Source organism: Streptomyces sp. NPDC031365 (assembly GCF_055569765.1).
The window spans coordinates 436,085-457,113 of the sequence record NZ_JBVIIM010000003.1 but is presented as its reverse complement, the minus strand read 5'-3'; the positions used below and the strand labels follow the sequence as shown (position 1 = coordinate 457,113).

At 72.7% G+C, this 21,029-nt stretch carries 16 protein-coding genes; 9 read left to right on the top strand and 7 right to left on the bottom strand.

Annotated elements, in window-relative coordinates:
* Positions 1-104: 104 nt before the first annotated feature.
* Both ACZ5C2_RS07365 and ACZ5C2_RS07360 read left to right on the top strand, forming a co-directional pair.
* The gene (locus tag ACZ5C2_RS07365) at positions 105-1,463 is read left to right on the top strand and encodes a M14 family zinc carboxypeptidase (RefSeq protein ID WP_468787702.1); all 1,359 of its coding nucleotides are present in this window, start codon (positions 105-107) and stop codon (positions 1,461-1,463) included.
* Positions 1,460-1,879, top strand: a complete 420-nt coding sequence (locus tag ACZ5C2_RS07360; RefSeq protein WP_468787515.1) for an SSI family serine proteinase inhibitor — start codon at positions 1,460-1,462, stop codon at positions 1,877-1,879. Before ACZ5C2_RS07365 ends, ACZ5C2_RS07360 begins: the two co-directional genes overlap by 4 nt.
* Before the next feature lie 280 nt (positions 1,880-2,159).
* Here ACZ5C2_RS07360 and ACZ5C2_RS07355 read toward each other — a convergent pair whose 3' ends face one another.
* The 3 genes from ACZ5C2_RS07355 to glgX form a co-directional block, all read right to left on the bottom strand.
* The gene (locus tag ACZ5C2_RS07355) at positions 2,160-3,401 is read right to left on the bottom strand and encodes a M14 family zinc carboxypeptidase (protein ID WP_468787513.1); all 1,242 of its coding nucleotides are present in this window, start codon (positions 3,399-3,401) and stop codon (positions 2,160-2,162) included.
* Positions 3,402-3,830: 429 nt separating this feature from the next.
* Complete coding sequence (gene treY, locus ACZ5C2_RS07350) at positions 3,831-6,179, bottom strand: malto-oligosyltrehalose synthase (RefSeq protein WP_468787511.1); 2,349 nt, start codon at positions 6,177-6,179, stop codon at positions 3,831-3,833.
* A 101-nt stretch (positions 6,180-6,280) separates the two neighbouring features.
* The gene (glgX, locus tag ACZ5C2_RS07345; protein ID WP_468787509.1) at positions 6,281-8,419 is read right to left on the bottom strand and encodes a glycogen debranching protein GlgX; all 2,139 of its coding nucleotides are present in this window, start codon (positions 8,417-8,419) and stop codon (positions 6,281-6,283) included.
* Between the two features lie 268 nt (positions 8,420-8,687).
* Between glgX and ACZ5C2_RS07340 the strand changes: the two genes are divergently transcribed.
* Positions 8,688-9,959: an SAV2148 family HEPN domain-containing protein gene (locus ACZ5C2_RS07340; RefSeq protein ID WP_468787700.1), complete on the top strand. Its 1,272-nt coding sequence runs from the start codon at positions 8,688-8,690 to the stop codon at positions 9,957-9,959.
* A gap of 132 nt (positions 9,960-10,091) precedes the next feature.
* Positions 10,092-10,814, top strand: a complete 723-nt coding sequence (locus ACZ5C2_RS07335) for an exonuclease domain-containing protein (protein WP_468787507.1) — start codon at positions 10,092-10,094, stop codon at positions 10,812-10,814.
* A gap of 19 nt (positions 10,815-10,833) precedes the next feature.
* Here ACZ5C2_RS07335 and ACZ5C2_RS07330 read toward each other — a convergent pair whose 3' ends face one another.
* A complete protein-coding gene (locus ACZ5C2_RS07330) occupies positions 10,834-11,697 on the bottom strand; it encodes a phosphotransferase (protein ID WP_468787505.1) in 864 nt (287 codons plus the stop codon).
* Between the two features lie 163 nt (positions 11,698-11,860).
* On the opposite strand from ACZ5C2_RS07330, the gene ACZ5C2_RS07325 reads away from it, so the two are divergent.
* The 3 genes from ACZ5C2_RS07325 to ACZ5C2_RS07315 are packed head-to-tail and all read left to right on the top strand — an operon-like array spanning position 11,861 to position 14,909.
* Positions 11,861-12,799 carry a carbohydrate ABC transporter permease gene (locus ACZ5C2_RS07325; protein ID WP_468787503.1) on the top strand — a complete coding sequence of 313 codons (939 nt, stop codon included), beginning with the start codon at positions 11,861-11,863 and terminating at the stop codon, positions 12,797-12,799.
* Positions 12,796-13,629 carry a carbohydrate ABC transporter permease gene (locus ACZ5C2_RS07320; RefSeq protein WP_468787501.1) on the top strand — a complete coding sequence of 278 codons (834 nt, stop codon included), beginning with the start codon at positions 12,796-12,798 and terminating at the stop codon, positions 13,627-13,629. Before ACZ5C2_RS07325 ends, ACZ5C2_RS07320 begins: the two co-directional genes overlap by 4 nt.
* Positions 13,629-14,909, top strand: a complete 1,281-nt coding sequence (locus tag ACZ5C2_RS07315) for an ABC transporter substrate-binding protein (RefSeq protein WP_468787499.1) — start codon at positions 13,629-13,631, stop codon at positions 14,907-14,909. The genes ACZ5C2_RS07320 and ACZ5C2_RS07315 overlap by 1 nt, the downstream gene beginning before the upstream one ends.
* 84 nt (positions 14,910-14,993) lie before the next feature.
* Here the strand turns inward: ACZ5C2_RS07315 and ACZ5C2_RS07310 are convergent, their stop codons facing one another.
* The 3 genes from ACZ5C2_RS07310 to ACZ5C2_RS07300 all read right to left on the bottom strand — a co-directional run bounded on the left by ACZ5C2_RS07310 (position 14,994) and on the right by ACZ5C2_RS07300 (position 19,009).
* Positions 14,994-16,139, bottom strand: coding sequence for an RNA polymerase sigma factor (locus ACZ5C2_RS07310; RefSeq protein WP_468787497.1), 1,146 nt, complete (start codon positions 16,137-16,139; stop codon positions 14,994-14,996).
* Positions 16,140-16,147: 8 nt separating this feature from the next.
* Complete coding sequence (locus ACZ5C2_RS07305; protein ID WP_468787495.1) at positions 16,148-16,555, bottom strand: YciI family protein; 408 nt, start codon at positions 16,553-16,555, stop codon at positions 16,148-16,150.
* 198 nt (positions 16,556-16,753) lie between these two features.
* Positions 16,754-19,009 carry a heavy metal translocating P-type ATPase gene (locus tag ACZ5C2_RS07300; RefSeq protein ID WP_468787493.1) on the bottom strand — a complete coding sequence of 752 codons (2,256 nt, stop codon included), beginning with the start codon at positions 19,007-19,009 and terminating at the stop codon, positions 16,754-16,756.
* 267 nt (positions 19,010-19,276) lie between these two features.
* Between ACZ5C2_RS07300 and ACZ5C2_RS07295 the strand changes: the two genes are divergently transcribed.
* On the top strand, positions 19,277-19,558 hold the full coding sequence (locus ACZ5C2_RS07295) for a hypothetical protein (protein WP_468787491.1): 282 nt from the start codon (positions 19,277-19,279) through the stop codon (positions 19,556-19,558).
* Positions 19,555-20,754, top strand: coding sequence for a macrolide-inactivating glycosyltransferase (gene mgt, locus ACZ5C2_RS07290; RefSeq protein ID WP_468787489.1), 1,200 nt, complete (start codon positions 19,555-19,557; stop codon positions 20,752-20,754). The genes ACZ5C2_RS07295 and mgt overlap by 4 nt, the downstream gene beginning before the upstream one ends.
* Positions 20,755-21,029: the final 275 nt, after the last annotated feature.

Sequence of the window (21,029 nt, the reverse complement as noted above, 5' to 3'; positions counted from 1 at the left end):
ACCCGTCTCCGTCGCGGTGTTGACGTACCCCCGATGTCGTGACTCACTGTGTGTACGTCATGCACTCCGGGTGAAACGACGGCGTCACTTCGTGGAGGTGTGCCCTGCCGCCCCTCCTGCACTACCCGACCGTCGACGAACTGGGCGCCCGAGCCGCCGCCCTCGTGGCCCGGCATCCCCGCGACGCCAGGCTGCGCCGCGTCGGCGCCTCCCGCGCGGGTCTCCCCCTGTGGCTGCTCAGCGTCGGCCACGGCGGCCGCCAGGCCCTCGTCGTCGCCGGACCGCACGCCAACGAGCCCGTGGGCGGCGAGACCGTGCTGCGCCTGGCCGAGCGTGCGCTGGCCGACCCCCGGCTCACCGAGGGCGCCGACACCACCTGGAACCTGCTGCTCTGCCTCGACCCCGACGGGCTGCGCCGCAACGAGCGCTGGCTGACCGGCCCGTACACCCTCGGCCACCACTACCGGAACTTCTTCCGGCCCGGCTTCCTCGAACAGCCCGAATGGCTGCCCGACGGCGCCGCGGCCGCCGCACTGCCCGAGACCCGCGCCCTGCTCGCCCTCCAGGACGAACTGCGGCCCTTCCTCCAGTGCTCCCTGCACGGCGTCGACGTCGGCGGCGGCTTCGTCGAACTCACCCGTGACCTGCCCGGCCTCGACCGGCGGGTCGCGGGCATCGCCGCCCGCCTCGGCGTCCCGCGTGAGCTCGGCGCCTACGACGCCCTCTACTGGCCCGGGCTCGGCCCCGCCGTCTACCGGATCCCACCGCCGCGCCGCCGTGACCTCGCAGCCGCCATCACCGAGGCCGCCGTCGAATCCACGTGGTTCCACCCGCACCGGTACGGGACCGTCACCGCGGTCGTCGAGGCGCCCATGTGGGGTGTGGCGGCCGTCGCGGACGGTTCCTCGCTCGCCGCCGCGGACGTGGAGACGGAGCTGCGCTCGGTCAGCCGTACGCTGCGTCAGGACACGCTGCTGCTGCGTGCCCTGACGGGCCGGATCCGGCCGTACGTCGCCGGCGTGGCCGACTCCGCGCGTCTGTTCGCCCCGGTCGACGACTATCTACTGGTCTGCCCCGGACTCGCCGACGCGTGGGACCCCGACTGCGGGAACGATTCTGCTCACCCGCTGCCGCTCATGACCACCGCCCGTCTCACCGCCCTGCGCCTCGCCGGCCGTCGGCTGGCCCTGCGCACCGCCGGGCTGCTGCACCAGCTGGTGACCCGCGCCGGGCGCGATCCGGCAGGGGCGTTGCCGGAGCTGGACCGGCTGATCGACGCACGGTGCGCCGACTGCCGGGACGTCCTCGGGGCGCGCTGGATCACGATCGCGCGCCAGGCCGAGTACCAGACGCGGGTCGTGCTCGCCGCGTTCGCAGGGGCCGTACGGCACGCACCCGCACTCTCCCGTTCGGGTGAGCCGGGGTGGGGTTCGGGGGCCGCCGTGCCGATGCACCGGGAATGACGCACACCTCAGTGAAAGCCGCACGGGCGGGACTGTTCGCCGCCCTCGTCCTGCTCGCCTGTGCGGCACCCGCACGGGCCGCTGCCGGTCACCACCCCGGCCCGGACAGCTGGCTGCTGCTCACGGTCAGCCACGGAGAGAACCCGTCCACCACGGGTGGCGGCACCATGCTGCGGTGCGACCCGCCCGAGGGGCACCGGCGTGCCGCGGACGCCTGCGCGGAGCTGGAGGCGGCGGACGGGCGGATCTCCGCCATCCCGGCGAAGGACGTCATCTGCCCGATGGTCTACGCACCGGTGACGGCGCACGCGACGGGGACATGGCGCGGGCAGCCGGTTGCCTACACCGAGACCTTCTCGAACACCTGCGTGCTGACCGCCCGCACAGGCTCGGTCTTCGCCCTCAACACCCCCTGACCACCCCGTCCGCCGCGTCCGCGCGTCCGCCCCGACTCCCCGACCCCACCCCGACTCCCCGACCCCACCCCGCTTCCGCGGCTCCCCTCCGCCTTCGTGTGGCCCCGCGTCCGCGGTTCTCCTCCGGCTTCGCGGGCAGTCGTGCCGCTGGGGCGGCACGGGTGGGCGCGACGGCACCCCGTCGGCGCCGGGCTGCGCAACCTCCCCCCGACCAGCTGCGGTACCCCACTGGATACGCAGGAGCGGCAGTTCGCAGTGGCGCCGGCACGGCTGTCCTCCGCTACGGGGTCTGTTCGCGGGCGTGGTGGGCGGCTGCCAGCACCGTGCGGGACTGGTGCTCGACCTGGTGCGCCACAGGAACCCAGCGGGCGCGAAAACGCGCGGCGAACGCGTCGCTCCAGTGCGCCACCATGCGCTCGAGCCGCGCCGCCGCCCCCGCATCCGTCCCGCTCAGCGCCCGCCGCAGCATCGCCGCCGCCCTGAGCGGCACCCGCCGCGCGAACGCGTCCACACTCCCCACATACGCCCGTGTGCCGTCGGCGGGCGGTGTGCGCACCAGGTCGGCCGCCAGCCCCGGTACCAGTTCCAGCCCCCAGGTGGCCGCCCGCAGCAGCGGGCCGGCGGCCTCCCCGTACCCCGGCCGCGCGTCCTCCAGAACCCGACGCACCTCGCCCGCGTCCTGCAGCAGCCGGTCCGCCAGCCGGTGCATCGCCGCGTCCGGCGCCGGATGCAAAGCCGGGTCGTCCACCAGGTCGCTCGCCCACATCGGCACCTCGATCACCGCGCTCATACCGCCGTACCGGTGGACGTGGTACCAGGTGCTGTGCCGGGCGTCGTCGGTCAGGCTCGGATAGGCCGGCGCGGCCTCCGGCGCCGGCATGACGTGCACCCCCGGACCGGACGCAGGCCAGCCCGCCGCGTCCGAGGCGCCCGTCTCCACCGGGATGTGCAGCTGCGCCGCCGACTTGGCGAACGGCTCGGCCAGCCCACGCACGTCCCGCGTCAACTGCACCCAACTGCCGCCCAGCTCCGTACCGTGCAGGGACACCTGCAGAAAGGGCCGCAGCTCGTCGATGACCCCGGTCAGGGCGCGGGTCTCGGGCGGCAGCCGGTCGGGCGGCAGCACCGACGGCGCCCACTCCGGTTGCTCCGGCCCCGCAGGGCGGAAGAATCCCAGGTGGTATTCGTACAGACTGCGCGGTGCCGGTGCCACATGAAGGCTCGCGCCGTCGGGGTCCGCGCAGAGCAGGAAGTGCCACGACATGCCGTCGCGCAGGTCACGCTCCTGAAGGGCCCGCCGGGCCAGCGCGAGCAGCGTTCCCCCGCCGGCCGGTTCGTTGGCGTGCGCGCCCGCCACCACCAGCACGGCCCGCCGGGCGCGTCCCACGGACAGCAGGTGCAGCGGCCGGCCCGCGCGGGAGACGCCAACCTGCCGCAGCACGCACAGGCCGGGCCATCGCACGGCCAGCGCGCGGGCGGAGAGGACCAGTTCGGCCACCGTCGGATAGCGCGACTCCCGCAAGCGGACTCACCCCCCGTCACCACGGAATCCGCTCTGCACAGCGCAGTACCCCACGGCCGGGAGACGGTGTCAAGAGCGCGACGGGGGAGTGCCCAGGGGGCGCCCTGAGGCACGTCGGGACCGGACACCGCGCGTGCCTCCCCGCTGGTGCCGCCCGCGTCCCGCCGACGCCGGGAACGCCTCTCCGACCGCCTGGGGGAGCGCCGGATACCGGTGGACGCGCCGGGCCACGCCGGACGGTTTCGGCGCCGTGGCCGGCGATCGGCCGACCCCCGCGAACATCTCCGGCACCCGTGCACCCTGCACCCGTGCACCCGGCACCCGTGGACCCGCGCCCCCGGTGGTCAGCCGCACGGCGTCGACCCCGGCCCGCACCGCCGGCGCGCGCGTCCGGCAGCGCGTCCGGCAGCGCGGGCGTCAGCGCGGGCGTCAGTCCGCGACCCGCTCCAGCAGGGCCACCGGCAGTCGTTCGAACAGTTCCGCCACGAGCGCGTCCCCGCCGAACTCCCTTGCCGGCTCCAGCACATCGGCCCACCGCCCCGGCGGCAGCGGCAGCCGTGTGCCGCGCCAGCCGCCCTCCTCCATCAGCCGCAACGACAGGCGGGTCACGGCGGTGAGCACCTCGCCGGAGCGCACGAACGCCACGCAGTGCGCCGCCGCGGGCCCCCCGGCCGGCAGCGGGTCGTACGACGCCGTGTCACCGAAGACGTCCGGCCGCCGCGCCCGCAGCCGCAGCGCCGCCCGCGTCACCGCCTCCTTGTCGCTCCCGTCGCCGGCGAACCGCACGGTCCGCCGGTTGTCCGGGTCGACCAGGGCCCGGTACTCGTGCTCCGTGCCCTGGTAGAGATCGGGCACTCCCGGCATCGTCAGATGGACCAGGGCGGCGCCCAGCACATTCGCCCGGACGTGCGGCTCCAGCGACGCGCGGAACGCCGCCACCCGCTCACCCGGCACCCCGCACGGCCCCGCCGCCACGAACCGCGCCACCGCCTCCTCGTACGCCGGCTCCTGCTCCGTCCAGCTGGTGTACAGGCCCGCCTCACGCACGTGTTTCAGCAGCGCCCCCCGCACCCGCTCCTCCTCCGCCGGCCCCAGCCCGAACACCGTCTGCCAGGCCGCCCACGCCAGCTGCGCGTCCGGCACGCCCTCGCCGCTGCGCGTCACCTCCGCGAGGACGTCCGCCCACCGCCCGGGGCACTCGGTGAGCACGTGCAGCGCCGCCCGCACATCGGCACTGCGCTTCGCGTCGTGCGTCGACAGGACCGTCCCGGTGGCCGGCCAGTCACGCTGCACGCGCGCGCAGTACGCGTGGAACTCCTCCGGGGACACCACCGGGCTGCCCGGCTCGCCGCCCACCTCGGTCGCCGACAGCAGCGGCACATAGCGGTAGAACGCCGTGTCCTCGACGGACTTGGCCCGCAGCGCCGACGCCGTCTGCGCGAACCGCGTACGGAACTCCACGTACGCCGGCCCGTCGCCGTACCGCCCGAGCACCAGATCCCGTATGACGTCCACCGCCCCGGCCTCCTCGGGGACGGCGAAGGCGAGCCGGGCCTCGGCCGCGGCCTCCTCGGTGACCACCGCGGCCGCGTCCACGGAGGCATAGGGGCGGTAGACCTCCAGCCGGACCAGCAGTTCCTGGAGCGCCGTGCGCAGCGCCCACGGCGCGCGGTCGCGCAGCCGGGTCCGGGCAGCGGTCGCGCACAGCCGGTTCGTCAGCCGGGTCAGCCGGTCCACCTCGGTGGCCAGCTCGTGCGTCAGCACCTTGTACGCGGCCCGCCGCACCGTGGCCTCCCAGTCGCCGCCCCGGTCCGTCTGCGGGGCCGCGAACCGCCGGTACTGGCCGAGCAGCTCCCCGAACCCGGACGGGTCGGTGAACAGACCGTCCACGTGCCGCAGCGCGTCGTAGCCGGTGGTGCCCGCGACCGGCCAGGAGGCGGGCAGCGATTCGCCGTCGGCGAGGATCTTCTCCACCACCGTCCACCGGCCGCCCGTGGCCTCGTGCAGCCGCCGCAGGTAGCCGTCGGGGTCGGCGAGCCCGTCGGGGTGGTCGACACGCAGCCCGTCGATCACACCCTCCCGCAGCAGCGCCAGGATCGTGGCGTGGGTCGCCTCGAACACCTCCGGGTCCTCCACCCGCACCCCGATCAGCTCGGAGATGCTGAAGAACCGCCGGTAGTTCAGCTCGGTACGGGCCAGACGCCACCACACGGGCCGGTACCACTGCGCGTCCAGCAGTTGCGGCAGCGGCATCCCCGCGGTGCCCTCCCGCAACGGGAACGCGTGGTCGTAGTAGCGCAGGACGTCGCCGTCGGCCTCGAGCCGGTCCTTCACCTCGTCCAGCGGCCCCCCGAGCACCGGCAGCAGCACCTGCCCGTCCTGCGCCTCCCAGTCGATGTCGAACCACCGCGCGTAGGGCGAGGCGGGTCCCTCGCGGAGCACCTCCCACAGCGCGTGGTTGTGGCGCGGGGACATCGCCATGTGGTTCGGGACGATGTCCACGATCAGCCCGAGCCCGTGCTCCCGCGCGGTGCGCGCCAGCTCCCGCAGCCCCGCCTCACCGCCGAGTTCCTCGCGCACGCGCGCGTGGTCCACCACGTCGTAGCCGTGCGGCGAGCCGGGCACGGCCTCCAGGACGGGCGACAGATGCAGATGGGACACGCCGAGCGAGGCCACGTACGGCACGGCGTCCGCCGCCGCTCCGAACGGGAAGCCGGGCTGCAGCTGCAGCCGGTAGGTGGCCGTGGGCACCGCCGGGTCAGGTCGCTCAGGGGTCATGCGAACCTACGTACCCGCGTGGCCGCCTTTCGTGTCATCGCTCGCCCCACCGGCTCACCCGTCGCCCGGACGGGTGAGCGCGGATGGCGCCGCCACGGCCGCTACACCGGCCGTTGCAGCACGGTCATGCTGCGGTCGGTCAGGGTCAGCCGGGTGCCGGCCGCCACCTTCGGGCCGGTGCCCGGCGGTACGCCGTCCGCGCGGGCGGTGTCGACCACCACCTGCCACTGCCGGCCGTGGTCGACCGGTACCACGAAGTCCAGCGGCTTGGGGGAGGCGTTGAACATCAGCAGGAACGAGTCGTCGGTGATGCGTTCACCGCGCTGCCCGGGTTCGGAGATCGCGTTGCCGTTGAGGAACACCGTCAGTGCCGACGCCCGCGCGGAGTCCCAGTCCCGCTGGGTCATCTCCGCACCCTCGGGAGTGAACCAGGCGATGTCGGACAGATCGTCGTGGGTGCCCTCCACGGGGCGGCCGTGGAAGAAGCGGCGCCGGCGGAAGACCGGGTGGTCCTTGCGCAGCCACACCATCGCGCGGGTGAACTCCAGCAGCCGCTGCCGCACATCCTCCTCGCCGTCCACTTCCTTCCCGGGCACGGGCCAGTCGAGCCAGGCCAGCTCGTTGTCCTGGCAGTAGGCGTTGTTGTTGCCGCGCTGGGTGCGGGCCACCTCGTCGCCGTGGCTGATCATCGGAACGCCCTGCGAGAGCATCAGCGTCGCGATGAAGTTGCGCATCTGCCGGACCCGCAGCCGCAGCACGTCCGCTTCATCGGTGTCGCCCTCGGCCCCGCAGTTCCAGGACCGGTTGTGGCTCTCGCCGTCCCGGTTGTCCTCGCCGTTGGCGTGGTTGTGCTTGTCGTTGTACGACACCAGGTCGTGCAGGGTGAAGCCGTCGTGGCAGGTGACGAAGTTGATCGAGGCCAGCGGGCGCCGCCCGTCGTCCTGGTACAGGTCGGAGGATCCGGTCAGCCGGGAGGCGAACTCCGCGAGCGCGCGCGGCTCGCCACGCCACAGGTCCCGCACGGTGTCGCGGTACTTGCCGTTCCACTCGGTCCACAGCGGCGGGAAGTTGCCCACCTGATAGCCGCCCTCGCCCACGTCCCAGGGTTCGGCGATCAGCTTCACCTGGGAGACCACCGGGTCCTGCTGGACCAGGTCGAAGAACGACGACAGCCGGTCCACCTCGTGGAACTGCCGCGCGAGGGTCGCCGCGAGGTCGAAGCGGAAGCCGTCGACATGCATCTCGGTGACCCAGTACCGCAGCGAGTCCATGATCATCTGCAGAACGTGCGGGGACCGCATGAGCAGGGAGTTCCCGGTGCCCGTCGTGTCCATGTAATAGCGGGGGTCGTCGGTGAGCCGGTAGTACGAGGGATTGTCGAGCCCCTTGAAGGACAGCGTCGGGCCCAGGTGGTTGCCCTCGGCGGTGTGGTTGTAGACCACATCGAGGATCACCTCGATCCCGGCCTCGTGCAGTGCCTTCACCGCCGACTTGAACTCCAGCACCTGCTGGCCCCGGTCGCCCCAGGACGCGTAGGCGTTGTGCGGGGCGAAGAAGCCGATGGTGTTGTAGCCCCAGTAGTTGTTCAGGCCCATGTCCACCAACCGGTGGTCGTTGACGAACTGGTGCACCGGCATCAGCTCCAGTGCCGTCACCCCCAGCTCGGTCAGGTGCTCGATCACCGCCGGGTGCGCCAAGCCCGCGTAGGTGCCACGCAGCTCCTCCGGCAGCCCCGGATGGCGCATGGTGAGGCCCTTGACATGGGCCTCGTAGATCACCGTGTGGTGGTACTCCGTACGGGGGCGGCGGTCGTCGCCCCAGTCGAAGTACGGGTTGACCACGACCGACGTCATGGTGTGCGGCGCCGAGTCGAGGTCGTTGCGCCGGTCGCGGTCGTCGAAGTGGTAGCCGTACACCTCCTCACCCCACTGCACGGACCCGCTGATCGCACGTGCGTACGGGTCGAGCAGCAGCTTCGCGGAATTGCAGCGCAGCCCCCGCTCGGGGGCGTACGGCCCGTGCGCACGGAAGCCGTACCGCTGCCCGGGCATGATCCCGGGCAGGTACGCGTGCCGCACGAACGCGTCGCTCTCGCGCAGTTCGATCGCCGTCTCGGAGCCGTCGTCGTGCAGCAGACACAGCTCTACTCGGTCCGCGGCCTCCGTGAAGACCGCGAAGTTCGTTCCGGCGCCGTCGTACGTGGCACCGAGCGGATACGCCTCGCCAGGCCAGACCTGCATGGATAGGACTCTTTCAGGTGTACGGCGCCGGTGGGGCGCCTTGGCTCCGAGTGTTCCCGTGTCTCCCCGAAAGGCGGGACCCACCTTCTACCCATGCCCGCCCGGCCGGCGACCCGTGCATCCGCGCCGAACGCTATGAAACCGCTCACTTCGGGGAAGCGGGCGGTCGGAACCCGCGCATGGACGGGGGAAGTTGAGCAACGACCCTGTCCATCGGGCTGCACCGTGTGCCACTGGCGGAGTACTCTCCTTGATCGTTGGGACGGGAGTGCTCGGGGGAGCGGAAGGCGGTGCGCGGGTGGGCTCGGGAGGGCTGGAACTGCCCCCTGGTGGCGAGGGTCACGAGGGGAGCGGTTCCAAGGACGTCCCGCCCGGTGCGGTGTCCCTGGCACGGCCGATGGACGCGGGCTCGATCGGGCCGGAGCTGGACTGGGGCGCGGACGCCTGGCGCGAGGTGCGCACCCGCGCCCAGCGGGCCGGCCGCGCCTACATCTGGCTGAACCTGGTCGAACAGCGGCTGCGCGCCGTCGTGGCCGCCGTCCTGCGCCCCATCTACGAGCCGGTGCACGGCGACGACTGGGTGGTGGCCGCCGCCGGACCCGCCGGGCAGGAGTGGGTGCAGCGCGCGGTCGCGGTGCGCGAGGTCAGCCGCCGCAAGGGATATCTGCTCGACCCGGCCGACGACAACGTGCTGTCCTTCCTCACGCTGCCGCAGCTGCGGGAGCTGATGGTCCAGCACTGGCCCTGTTTCGAGCCGTACTTCGACGACCGCCGGGACGTCGAACTCGCCCTCGACGAACTGGAGGTCACCCGCAACGTCGTCTCCCGCAACCGCGCGCTGTCCGAGGCGGTGCTGAACCAGGCCGAGCGGGCCTCCGCGCGGCTGCTGGAGATGCTCGGCACCGGCGGCGACGTGCCGTCCGCGCGCCGGCTGCCCGTCGACGCGGTCGAGGACCTGGTCGGCGACCGCTACGCCGATGTCGTCGCCGTCCACCCGGACCGGGTGCGGCTGCTGCGCCAGTTCCCGGCCGAGGACATCTTCGGCGGGGCCCGTCGTCTGGACGCCCTGGGCATCGGGCTCAACCTGCTGGTGCAGAACTTCTCCGGACGCCGTCTGGTGCGGCTCGCGGAGTCCGGCTGCCGGGTGCGGCTGCTGTTCCTGAACCCGGCCTCCAGCGCGGTCAAGCGGCGCGAGCGCGAACTGGGCATCAAGCGCGGCGAACTCGGTCGCGCCGTGGAGATGAACATCCTCCACATGCGCCGCGTCCGGTCCCGGCTGCGCGACCCTGGTGCCTTCGAGATCCAGGTCTACGACGAGACGCCCCGCTGCACGGCCTACCTCGTGGACGGCGACGGATCCGACGGGGTCGCCGTCGTGCAGAACCATCTGCGGCGGGCCCGGGGGATGGAGGCGCCCGTACTGGTCCTGCGCAACGGGGCCAAAGTGGTCAAGCCGGGCGAAGTCGAGGACGGCGGGCTGTTCCCCACCTACCGCGAGGAGTTCGAGCTGATGTGGGCGGATTCGCGTCCGGTGTCGTGAACGCCCCCTTCTGGCGCTGATGTTCGGGGAGTCGTCCCGGCCGGTAAGCGGAACGCCATCCTCTGATTGTCAGTGGCGCGTGGCAGGGTGGAGATCACTGGGGGAACGCACCACACAGAAGGGGGGCAGCCCATGGGCTGGCACCGGGAGCCGCTGATCGGCTTCGACCTGGAGACGACGGGCACGGACCCGCGCGAGGCGCGGATCGTCACGGGCGCCGTGATAGAGGTCAGGGCGGGGGAATCGACGGGGCGCCGCGAGTGGCTGGCCGACCCGGGCGTGCCGATCCCCGCGGACGCGGTGGCGGTGCACGGCATCAGCACCGAGCGGGCAACCGCCGAGGGCCGTCCCGCCGACCAGGTCGCCGACGCCATCGCCGACGTCCTCACCGCCTACTGGAAAGCGGGCGTCCCGGTCGTCGCCTACAACGCCGCCTTCGACCTCACCCTGCTCTCCGCCGAACTGCGGCGGTACGGGCTGCCGTCGCTGCGGGACCGTCTGGGCGGTATCGATCCCGCGCCGGTCATCGACCCGTACACCATCGATCGCGCCGTCGACCGTTTCCGGCGGGGCAAGCGGAACCTCGAAGCGGTCTGCTCGGAGTACGGAGTCGTTCTTGACTCGGCGCACGACGCGACCGCCGACGCTCTCGCCGCGGCCCGGCTGGCCTGCGCGATAGCCGTCCGCCACCCCAAGGTCGCGGCCCTCGGACCGGCGGAACTGCACCGTCGGCAGATCGAGTGGTACGCCGAGTGGGCGGCGGACTTCCAGAACTTCCTGCGCCGCAAGGGCGACACCGCCGCGGTGATCGACGGCAACTGGCCGCTGCGGGAATTGGCGGACGAGCGGGTCTGAGCCGCCGGGCGGCGCGGTGTCAGAACGGGTACCAGCGCACCGTCTCGTCCCCGTCCCGCAGGGACGCCACCCGGCGTTCGAACTCGGCCAGGGCCCTGGGGTTGTCCGGCGCGTGCTGGGACACCCAGGCGCAGCTGGCGGTCTCCCGCGCACCGCGCAGCACCGAGCAGCCCTCCCACGCGCGCACATCCCACCCGTAGGTTTCGGTGAACGACGCGTATGCCCCGTCCGGCAGCCCGTAGCGGTCGTGGGAGAGCGCCATCACCACCAGGTCGTGCTCGCGTAGATCGGCCGAGAACGTCTCCAGGTCGGTCAGGACCGGTCCGTCCGGCCCGATGTGCACGTTACGGGGCAGCGCGTCCCCGTGGATGGGTCCGGGCGGGAGCTCGGGCGTCAGCGCCGCGGCGGCCGCCGCGAACCCGTCGCGCCGCTCGCGCAGATATGCCGCGTCCGCCGGGTCGATAAAGTCGCCCGCGAGGCGCAGCCAGCGCTCCACACCGCCCAGCAGCTCGCGGGGCGGCAGCCCGAAGGGGGGAGTGGGCAACATGTGGACCAGCCGCAGCAGTTCGGCCAGATCCCGGGGTTCGGCCGGCCGCACCGCCTCCGGCAGCCGGTGCCACACGGTCACCGGGTGTCCCTCGACCAACAGCGCCTCGGGCCGGGCCGCCCGCACCGCGGGCACGCCCTCCGCCGCCAGCCACCCCGCGATGTTCAGCTCCCGGCGTGCCCGCTCCAGCAGCTCGGCGTCGCGGCCCACCTTGACGGCCAGGTCACCGGCGGCGAACACCGCGTTCTCGCCGAGGGCGAGCAGCCGCGCGTCCCGTGCCGCACCAGACAGCACTCCGGCCGCCGCGAGCACGTCCCGCGCCCGTGCCTCGTCCATCCGTCCCCTCCACGTCCGTCCGCGTCGGACCGCCGGGTTGTGGCCATCCGTCGGCCAGTGTCGCATTCGTACAGGTCGGGCGGTGTGCGCGGTGCCTTGACGAGGCAGACCGCCTTCACGACCATGACCGGGCCCACCCGCACCGCGCAAAGGGGCTGACTCCGTGACATCGGTGACCGAGGCGAGGAGATCCGCTCCCCGCGTGCCCGACCCGGGACGTACACCGGGCCACGCCGCCGGTCACGGTCCGTGGTTCCTGGTGCTGCCCGCGCTGATCCCGATCCTCGTCCTGAGCGTGGGGCCGCTGCTCTACGGAATTCTGCTGGCCTTCACCGACGCCCAGTCCGGCCGCACCGAACCGACGCGCTGGATCGGCACCCTCAACTTCCAGGACCTGCTGCACGACACACTGTTCTGGGAGTCGTTCCGGATCGGCCTGGTCTGGGCGGTCGGGGTGACGGTGCCGCAGTTCCTGCTGGCGCTCGGCCTCGCCCTGCTGCTCAGTCAGGACCTGAAACTGCGCTGGCTCGCCCGCGCCCTGGCGATCGTCCCCTGGGCGATGCCCGAGGTCGTCGTCGGCATCATGTGGCGGATCGTCTACAACCCGGACGCCGGCATCCTCAACGAGACGCTGCGTGACGTCGGCCTGGGAGACGGGCGGGACTGGCTCAGCGGGCTCGCCACCGCCCTGCCCGCGGTGATCGTCGTGGGCGTGTGGGCGGGAATGCCCCAGACCACGGTCGCGCTCCTCGCGGGGCTGCAGAACACCCCGCGCGAGCTGCACGAGGCGGCGGCCGTGGACGGCGCCGGCGCCTGGCGCCGTTTCCGCACGGTCACCTGGCCGGCCATCCGTCCCATCGCCCTCGCCATCACGGCGCTCAACCTGATCTGGAACTTCAACTCCTTCGCCCTGGTCTACGTGCTGACCAACGGCGGCCCCGGCGGCCGCACCCGGCTGCCCATGCTCTTCGCCTACGAAGAGGCATTTCGCTACGGGCAGTTCGGCTACGCGGCGGCGATGGGCTGTGTCATGGTCGCCGCCATCTCGATCGCGCTGGCCGTCTTCCTCACCGGCCGGCTCCGGGGAGGTGACCGGGCATGAGGACCTCCGCCGGTGCCCGCGCCGGGCAATACGCCGCGCTGCTCGCGTATCTCGTCTTCCTCGCCTTCCCGTTCCTCTGGCTGGTCTCCACCGCGTTCAAGCCCTCGGCGGAGCTGGCCAGTCTGCACCCGACCTGGATCCCACGGGACCCCACCCTCGCCAACTTCCGTCAGGCCTTCGACGAGCAGCCACTGCTGCGGGCCGCCCTCAACTCCCTGCTGGCCGCGCTGGCGGCGGCCGTCGTCGCCGTCGTCATCGCCACCCCGATGGCGTATGTGATGGCCCGTCACCGCACCGCACTCGCCCGGGCCGCCACCGGCTGGGTGGTGGTCAGCCAGGCGTTCCCGTTCGTCCTGCTGATCATCCCGCTGTTCCTGGTGCTGAAGAACCTGCGACTGATCAACTCCGTGCCCGGCCTGGTGCTGGTCTACGTGGTCTGGGCACTGCCCTTCGCCCTGTGGATGCTCACCGGATACGTCCGCGCCGTGCCGGCCGAGCTGGAGGAGGCGGCGGCCGTCGACGGGGCCGGGCGGCTGCGGATCCTGGTGTCGGTGACCGCGCCGCTCCTCGCGCCGGGGATCGTGGCGACCGCGCTGTTCGCCTTCATCACCGCGTGGAACGAGTTCTTCTTCGCCCTCGTCCTGCTCAAGACACCGGAGAAACAGACCCTGCCGGTCGTCCTGACCCACTTCATCGGGGCCGAGGGCGTCGCCGACCTCGGCCCACTGGCGGCCGCCGCGTTCCTCGCGACGCTGCCGTCCCTGGTCGTCTTCGGGATCATCCAGCGGCGGATCACGGGCGGCATGCTCGCCGGGGCGGTGAAGGGCTGATGCGGACCAGAATCCTCGTGACGGCCCTCGCACTCACCCTGCTCCTGGCGGGCTGCTCCTCCGGCGGCACCCGCGACGACGGCCGGATCACCCTGCGCTTCCAGTCACTGGCCTGGCAGGAGGAGTCGGTCGAGGCCAACAAGGAGCTGGTCGAGGAGTGGAACGCCACCCACCCGGACGTCCGGGTGGAGTACGTCCAGGGCAGCTGGGACAGCGTCCACGACCAACTGCTCACCTCCTTCGAGGGCGGCGAGGCACCCGACATCATCCACGACGCCTCCGACGACCTCGCGGACTTCGCGTACGGCGGCTACCTGGCGGATCTGAGGGACCTACTGCCCGATCGGCTGAAGTCCGACATCCCCCGGCGCAGTTGGGAGACCGTCACCTTCAAGGGCGGCGTCTACGGCATCCCGTTCCTTCAGGAACCGCGTGTGCTCATCGCCAACGCGACCCGGCTGAAGGAGTCCGGGGTCCGCGTACCGACCCCGGAACACCCGTGGAGCTGGGCCGAGTTCCGTCAGGTGACGAAGCGGCTCAGCGGCGAGGGGAAGTACGGTGTGGCGTGGCCGCTCAAGGAGCCCGTGTCCGCCACGCTCAACCTCTCCCTCTCCGCCGGGGGCCGGCTCTTCCACCGGGGTACCGACGGCAGGGTCACCGTGCGCTTCGAGGAGGGCGACGAGGTCGTCCCGCACACCATCCACGAGCAGGTGAACACCGACCACAGCGCCTCGCCCACCACGCTCGGCAGCGGCGGCTCCGACACCCTGCCCGGTCTCTTCGCCGGCACGTACGCGATGGTGCCGGCCGGCTTCTCCTACCGCCAGCAGATCGTCCAGCAGGCGCCGGAGGGCTTCGACTGGCAGGTGCTGCCCGCCCCGGCCGGAACCGGCGGACTCACCCAGGGCGTCAGCCCGCAGACGCTCTCCGTCGCCGAGGACTGTCCGCACAGGGAGGAGGCCGTCGCCTTCCTCGACTTCCTGCTCCGGCCGGAGAACATGGTCCGGCTCGCCCTCGGCGACTGGATGCTGCCCACCGGCAGCCAGGCACTCACCGACCCCGCGCTGCGCACCGCCGAGCACGGCTGGGCCACCGGCACCGCCCTCGCCGCCCGTCTGCGCCCGGCCCCCGCACAGACCGTACGGGGCTACCCCGAGTGGAAGGACAAGGTCGCCACCCCGGCGCTCCAGGAGTACTACAGCGGTGTGATCGGCCTCGACGCGTTGCGCGAGCGACTGGAGGAGGACGGCAACCTCGTGCTCGCCCGGTATCAGCGCTGAGCGTGCACACGGAGAGTCCGTCGCGGGCGGCCCGGCCGCCGGGGCCGGCGCCCGGTGCCGCGGGAGGGGCTCGAGCGCGACCCGTCAGCGACGGTGGCGGGCGTGGAGCCGGGCGGCCTGGCGCGTCAGGTGGTCGCGTTCGGCGAGGTTGGGTGCCCTGTGGGCCGCCTCGGCGTAGAGACGTGCCGCCGTCGCCGGGTCACCGCCGCGCTCGTGGAGATACGCCGCCACCGCGGCGTGGCGGGGCAGTGAGTCGTCCAGCTCCGCGAGCGCGGCCAGGCCGGCGTGCGGTCCGTCGGCCTCGCCGACGGCGACCGCGCGGTTGAGCCGGACGACGGGACTGTCGGTCAGGCGCGTGAGTTCGTCGTACCACTCGACGATCTGCACCCAGTCGGTCTCCTCGGCGGTGGGCGCATCGGCGTGGAGTGCCGCGACGGCGGCCTGCGCCTGGAACTCGCCCAGCCGGTCGCGGGCGAGGGCCGACTGGAGGATCGTGACGCCCTCGGCGATCGCCCTGGTGTCCCACCGGTCGCGGTCCTGTTCCGCGAGCGGCACCAGACTGCCGTCGGGCGCGGTCCGGGCGGCGCGCCGGGCGTGATGGAGCAGCATGAGGGCGAGCAGCCCCGCCACCTCGGGGTGGTCGACCTGGGCCGCGAGCTGCCGGGTGAGCCGGATGGCCTCGGCGACGAGGTCGACGTCGCCGGAGTAGCCCTCGTTGAAGACCAGGTAGAGGACGCGCAGCACGGTGGCGACATCGCCGGGCCGGTCGAACCGCACGCCGGATACGGTGCGCTTGGCCCGGCTGATCCGCTGCGCCATGGTCGCCTCGGGCACCAGATAGGCCTCGGCGATCTGGCGGGTGGTCAGCCCGCCGACGGCGCGCAGCGTGAGCGCGACCGCCGAGGCCGGGGTGAGCGACGGGTGAGCGCACAGGAAGTAGAGCTGGAGCGTGTCGTCCACCGCGGGCGCCGGCCCGGGGGCCGGCTCCTCCTCGACGTGGTCCTCACGCCGACGGCGGGCGACGTCGGTGCGCCTCGCGTCGAGGAATTTGCGCCAGGCCACGGTGATCAGCCAGCCCTTCGCGTCCCGAGGAGGGCCGGTCGGCCAGACCCGGAGCGCCTCGAGCAGGGCGTCCTGCACGGCGTCCTCGGCCGCCGCGAAGTCGGCTCCGCGGCGGACGAGGACGGTGAGCACGCGCGGCGTGAGGCTCCTGAGCAGAACCTCGTCCATCGGTGACGTCACTCCGTGATGGTGGGCGGCGCGGCCAGGAACGGACGCACCTCCAGCCACTCGTGGATCGGCCTGCCACCCGCCCCGGGGGCCGCCGACAGCTCCCCGGCCAGCTCGACGGCGCGGTCGTAGCCGTCGACGTCGATGATCATCCATCCGGCGATGAGGTCCTTGGTCTCCGCGAACGGCCCGTCGGTGACCGGCGGACGCCCTTCCCCGTCGTAGCGGACCCACGCTCCCTCGGGGGCGAGGGCCTGGCCGTCGACGAACTCGCCGGTCTTCTCGAGCCGGGCCGCGAAATCGTTCATGAACTGGATGTGGGCCGAGATCTCCTCCTCACTCCACCGGTCCATCGGCACGTCGTTGACCGAGGCCGGGGCGCCGCGGTAGTGCTTCAGCAGCAGGTACTTGGCCATCGTGGTTCTCCTTGGTGCTGGTGCGGCCCATTGTGGTCGCGTTCACCCCTGGGACGGAGCAGGACGCGGGTTCTCGACATCGCCCGCCGATTTTTTTGTGGAACGCAGGCCCGGGCGACCGGGGCCGCTGCCGCGCGACCCCGGCCGCCACGGGCCTCGCCCGCCTGATCCACAACCCGGCGGGGCGACGCCTCGGGCTCAGTGGTGCGCGGGGGCTGATTCCTCCCGGGCGATCCGTTCGGCACGCACGGGCGGAGCGCCGCGCATGGCGCTGAAACCGGCCTGAGGGCTGAGGTCGAGGCGCCGAAGCAGCTGGGCGTTCATCGCCACCACGACGGTGGACAGCGACATCAGCAGCGCACCCACGGCCATGGGCATGACGAAACCGACCGGGGCGAGCACGCCGACGGCCAGCGGCACGGAGATGAGGTTGTATCCGGCGGCCCACCACAGGTTCTGCTTCATCTTGCGGTACGAGGCGCGGGAGAGCTGAATGACCGACAGCACGGACCGCGGGTCGTCGGAGGCGAGGACGACCCCCGCGGAGGCGATCGCGACATCCGTGCCGGCACCGATGGCGATGCCGACGTCGGCCTGGGCCAGTGCTGGTGCGTCGTTGACGCCGTCACCGACCATGGCCACGACCCGGCCCCGGCGCTGGAGCTCGGCGACCTTCTCGCTCTTGTGCTCGGGCCGGACCTGGGCGAAGACCTGGTCGATGCCGAGCTGGTCGGCCACGGTGCGGGCGACCGGTTCGGCGTCGCCGGTGATCATCACCACGTGCGCGCCGAGCTGGTGGAGGGCGTCGACGGCCTCGCGGGACTCGGGCCGGATCTCGTCGTCCAGGGCCAGTGCGCCGACGACGTCGCCGTCGACGAGAACGTGCAGCACCGTGGCGCCGCGCAAGGACCATTCCCCGGTGGCCGGCAGCAAGTCCCGGCCGGACTCGGTCAGCAGGGCAGGGCCGCCCACGGCGACGGTGCGGCCGTCGACCGTGGCGCGCACGCCGACGGCGGCCGAGGCGTGGAAGTCCGTGGCCGGCGGGACGGTGAGACCTCGCTCGGCTGCGGCCTCGCGGATGGCCCGGGCGAGCGGGTGCTCGCTGTCGGACTCGGCGGCGGCGGCCAGGGCCAGCAGTTCGTCCTCGCCACGGGTGCCGGTCGTGGTGATGCCGGTGAGGGACGGCCGGCCGGCGGTCAGGGTGCCGGTCTTGTCGAAGAGGACGGCGTCGACGGTGCGCATCTGCTCCAGCGCCATGCGGTCCTTGACCAGCACCCCGCCCTTGGCGGCGCGCTCCGTGGCGATGGAGACCACCAGCGGGATCGCCAGGCCCAGTGCGTGGGGGCAGGCGATGACCAGCACCGTGATCACGCGGATCCAGGCCTGCTCGGGCGTACCCAGCAACAGCCAGGAGAGCAGGGCGATCACGGCGGCACCCAGGGCGAACCAGAACAGCCAGCCGGCAGCCTTGTCGGCCAGGCGCTGGGCGCGGGTGGAGGAGGACTGCGCCTGGGTGACCAGGCGCTGGATGCCCGCGAGTGCGGTGTCCTCCCCGACGGCGGAGATCCGCACCCGCAGCGCGTTGTCCGTCGCGACCGTGCCGGCGACGACCTGGTCACCGGCCTCGCGCCGCACCGGTTTGGACTCACCGGTGATCATCGACTCGTCGACGTCGGCCACGCCGTCGACCACCTCGCCGTCGGCCGGGACACGGCCCCCGGGGCGGACGATGACGACGTCACCGAACCGGAGCTCCGACGGGTCGACGGTGACGACGGTGTCACCGTCGACCCGCTCCGCCTCGTCGGGCAGGAGCGCGGCGAGGGAGTCCAGCGCGGAAGAGGTCTGGGCGAGGGAGCGCATCTCGATCCAGTGACCGAGCAGCATGATCACGACCAGGAGGGCGAGCTCCCACCAGAACTCGAGCTCGTGGGACAGCACACCGAGCGTGGCGCCCCAGGATGCGAGGAAGGCCACGGTGATGGCCATGCCAATCAGCAGCATCATCCCGGGACCGCGGGCCTTGAGCTCACTGACGGCGCCGGTCAGGAACGGCCGGCCGCCCCAGACGTAGATCACGGTGCCCAGGAACGGCGAGACCCACGTGAGCCCGGCAACGTCCGGCAGCTCATAGCCCACGATCATCGCGAACATCGGGCTGAGCAGCACAGTGGGAACCGTGAGCACGAGCATGATCCAGAAAAGTCGGCGGAACTGCCCGATGTGGTCACCGTGACCGGCGTGACCGGCGTGACCTGTGAGGGACATGCCGTGCCCGGCGTGCGGTTCCTGGCCCCCGTGTCCGCCGTGGGCGGGCTCACGCAGGGCATCGGTGTCGACTCCACCGTGCCGGTCATGCTCGGGCGCCGGGCCGTGCGCGGCCTTTCGGGCGTGACCCTGCCCTTCGCCCCGCATACCCGGGTGTGCTCCGTGCTCGTGATGGGGCGTGCTCATCGCTTCCTCTCCGGGCGACCTGCTCTGGTGGGGCGCCCTGACTGATACCCTAGGGGGGTATCAGTCACAGCCGCGAGTGGATCGTCGGTATTCCCGTCCGGCCCCCGGTGAAGCCTCGCCGCCCCGGCGCCCGGACATCGATCCGCACCGGTCCACCACCCTCCGTCACTCGCGTGGACGCGAGAAAAGGCATCGGATGCGAGTCGGCAGGCGGCGGCAGCGCATCGCAGACCGTCGCGAGCTCGTATCCCGTGCGATGGGCGGCGCTTGGGGTGCAGCGGCATCCCTGCCTGTTTCTCGCCGGAGCGAGTCACGGACTTCCCCCATCCCAGGGAACTGGACAACGAGCTCCGGGGCCAGTTGGGCGACGTGCGCCGCTGGGAAGCGGTCGACCCCGCGCAGTACAGCACGTACGCGGATGATCTGGGTGAGCTCTCCCTGGGTGACCTCTCCACCGCCCCCGGCTGGAAGACCGGCGGCTGGATCAGCTGGGGCGACATCGACCCCGATTGCACGAGACGTATCGTCTCGTTTAAGGTCCTGGTATGACCACTCCCGCGCACATCGCCATGTTCGCCATAGCCGCCCACGGGCATGTGAACCCGAGCCTCGAGGTGATCCGGGAGCTCGTCGCGCGCGGGCACCGGGTGACCTACGCGATCCCGCCGCTCTTCGCCGAGAAGGTCGCCGCGACGGGCGCCGAACCCAAGCTGTGGAACAGCACGCTGCCGGGCCCCGACGACGACCCGGAGGCCTGGGGCACCACCCTGCTGGACAACGTGGAGCCGTTCCTGAACGACGCCGTCCAGGCGCTACCGCAGCTCAGCGCGGCGTACGAGGGGGACACCCCCGACCTGGTGCTGCACGACATCGCCTCCTACCCGGCGCGCGTGCTGGCCCACCGCTGGGGTGTTCCCGCGGTCTCCCTCTCGCCGACCCTCGTCGCCTGGGACGGGTACGAGGAGGAGGTCGCCGAGCCGATGTGGGAGGAGCCGCTGAAGACCGAGCGGGGGCAGGCGTACCACGCCCGGTTCCGCAGCTGGCTGGAGGAGAACGGCATCACCCGGTCCCCGGAGGACTTCGGCGGCCGCCCGGCCCGTTCGATCGTCCTGATCCCCAAGGCGCTCCAGCCGAACGCCGACCGGGTGGACGAGAGCGTGCACTCCTTCGTGGGCGCCTGCCAGGGTGACCGCGGTGCCGAAGGGGACTGGCAGCGGCCGGAGGACGCGGAGAAGGTCGTGCTGGTGTCGCTCGGCTCGGCCTTCACCAAGCGGCCGGCCTTCTACCGGGAGTGCGTCAAGGCGTTCGCCGGCCTGCCCGGCTGGCATTTGGTGCTCCAGGCCGGCAAGCATGTCGACGCCGCCGAGCTGGGCGCCGTACCGGAGAACGTCGAGGTGCGCTCATGGGTGCCGCAGCTCGCGATCCTGAGGCAGGCCGACCTCTTCGTCACCCACGCGGGGGCCGGCGGCAGCCAGGAAGGGCTGGCGACGGCCACGCCGATGATCGCCGTACCCCAGGCCGCGGACCAGTTCGGCAACGCGGACATGCTTCAGGGGCTCGGCGTGGCTCGGCACGTTCCGGCCGACGAGGCGACCGCCGGGACGCTGCGGGCCGCGGCCCTCGCCCTCGTGGACGACCCGGAGGTGGCCCGCCGGCTGAAGGACATCCAGTCCGGCATGGCGGAGGAGGGCGGCACCCGGAGGGCGGCCGACCTGATCGAGGCGGAGCTGGGGGCGAAGGGCTGACGCGGGTGCCCACGTGCTGCTGACGCGGGTGTGGGCGGAGTCGCCATCGTGGCTGACGCGGGTGCGGGCGGGGCGGGTCGCGCTGCCCGGCGTTCGCCAGGTGCCTTCCGGGCCCTTGACGCACTGGGGGAGGCACGACCGCCGCAGTGAGGTGGGGGTCGGTGGCCCGGCTGCCCGCAGTGGGGGGGGGGGGGGGGGGGGGGGGGGGGGGGGGGGGGGGACGGGCCCCCCCCCCCCCCCCCCCCCCCCCCCCCCCCCCCCCCCCCCCCCTCCCT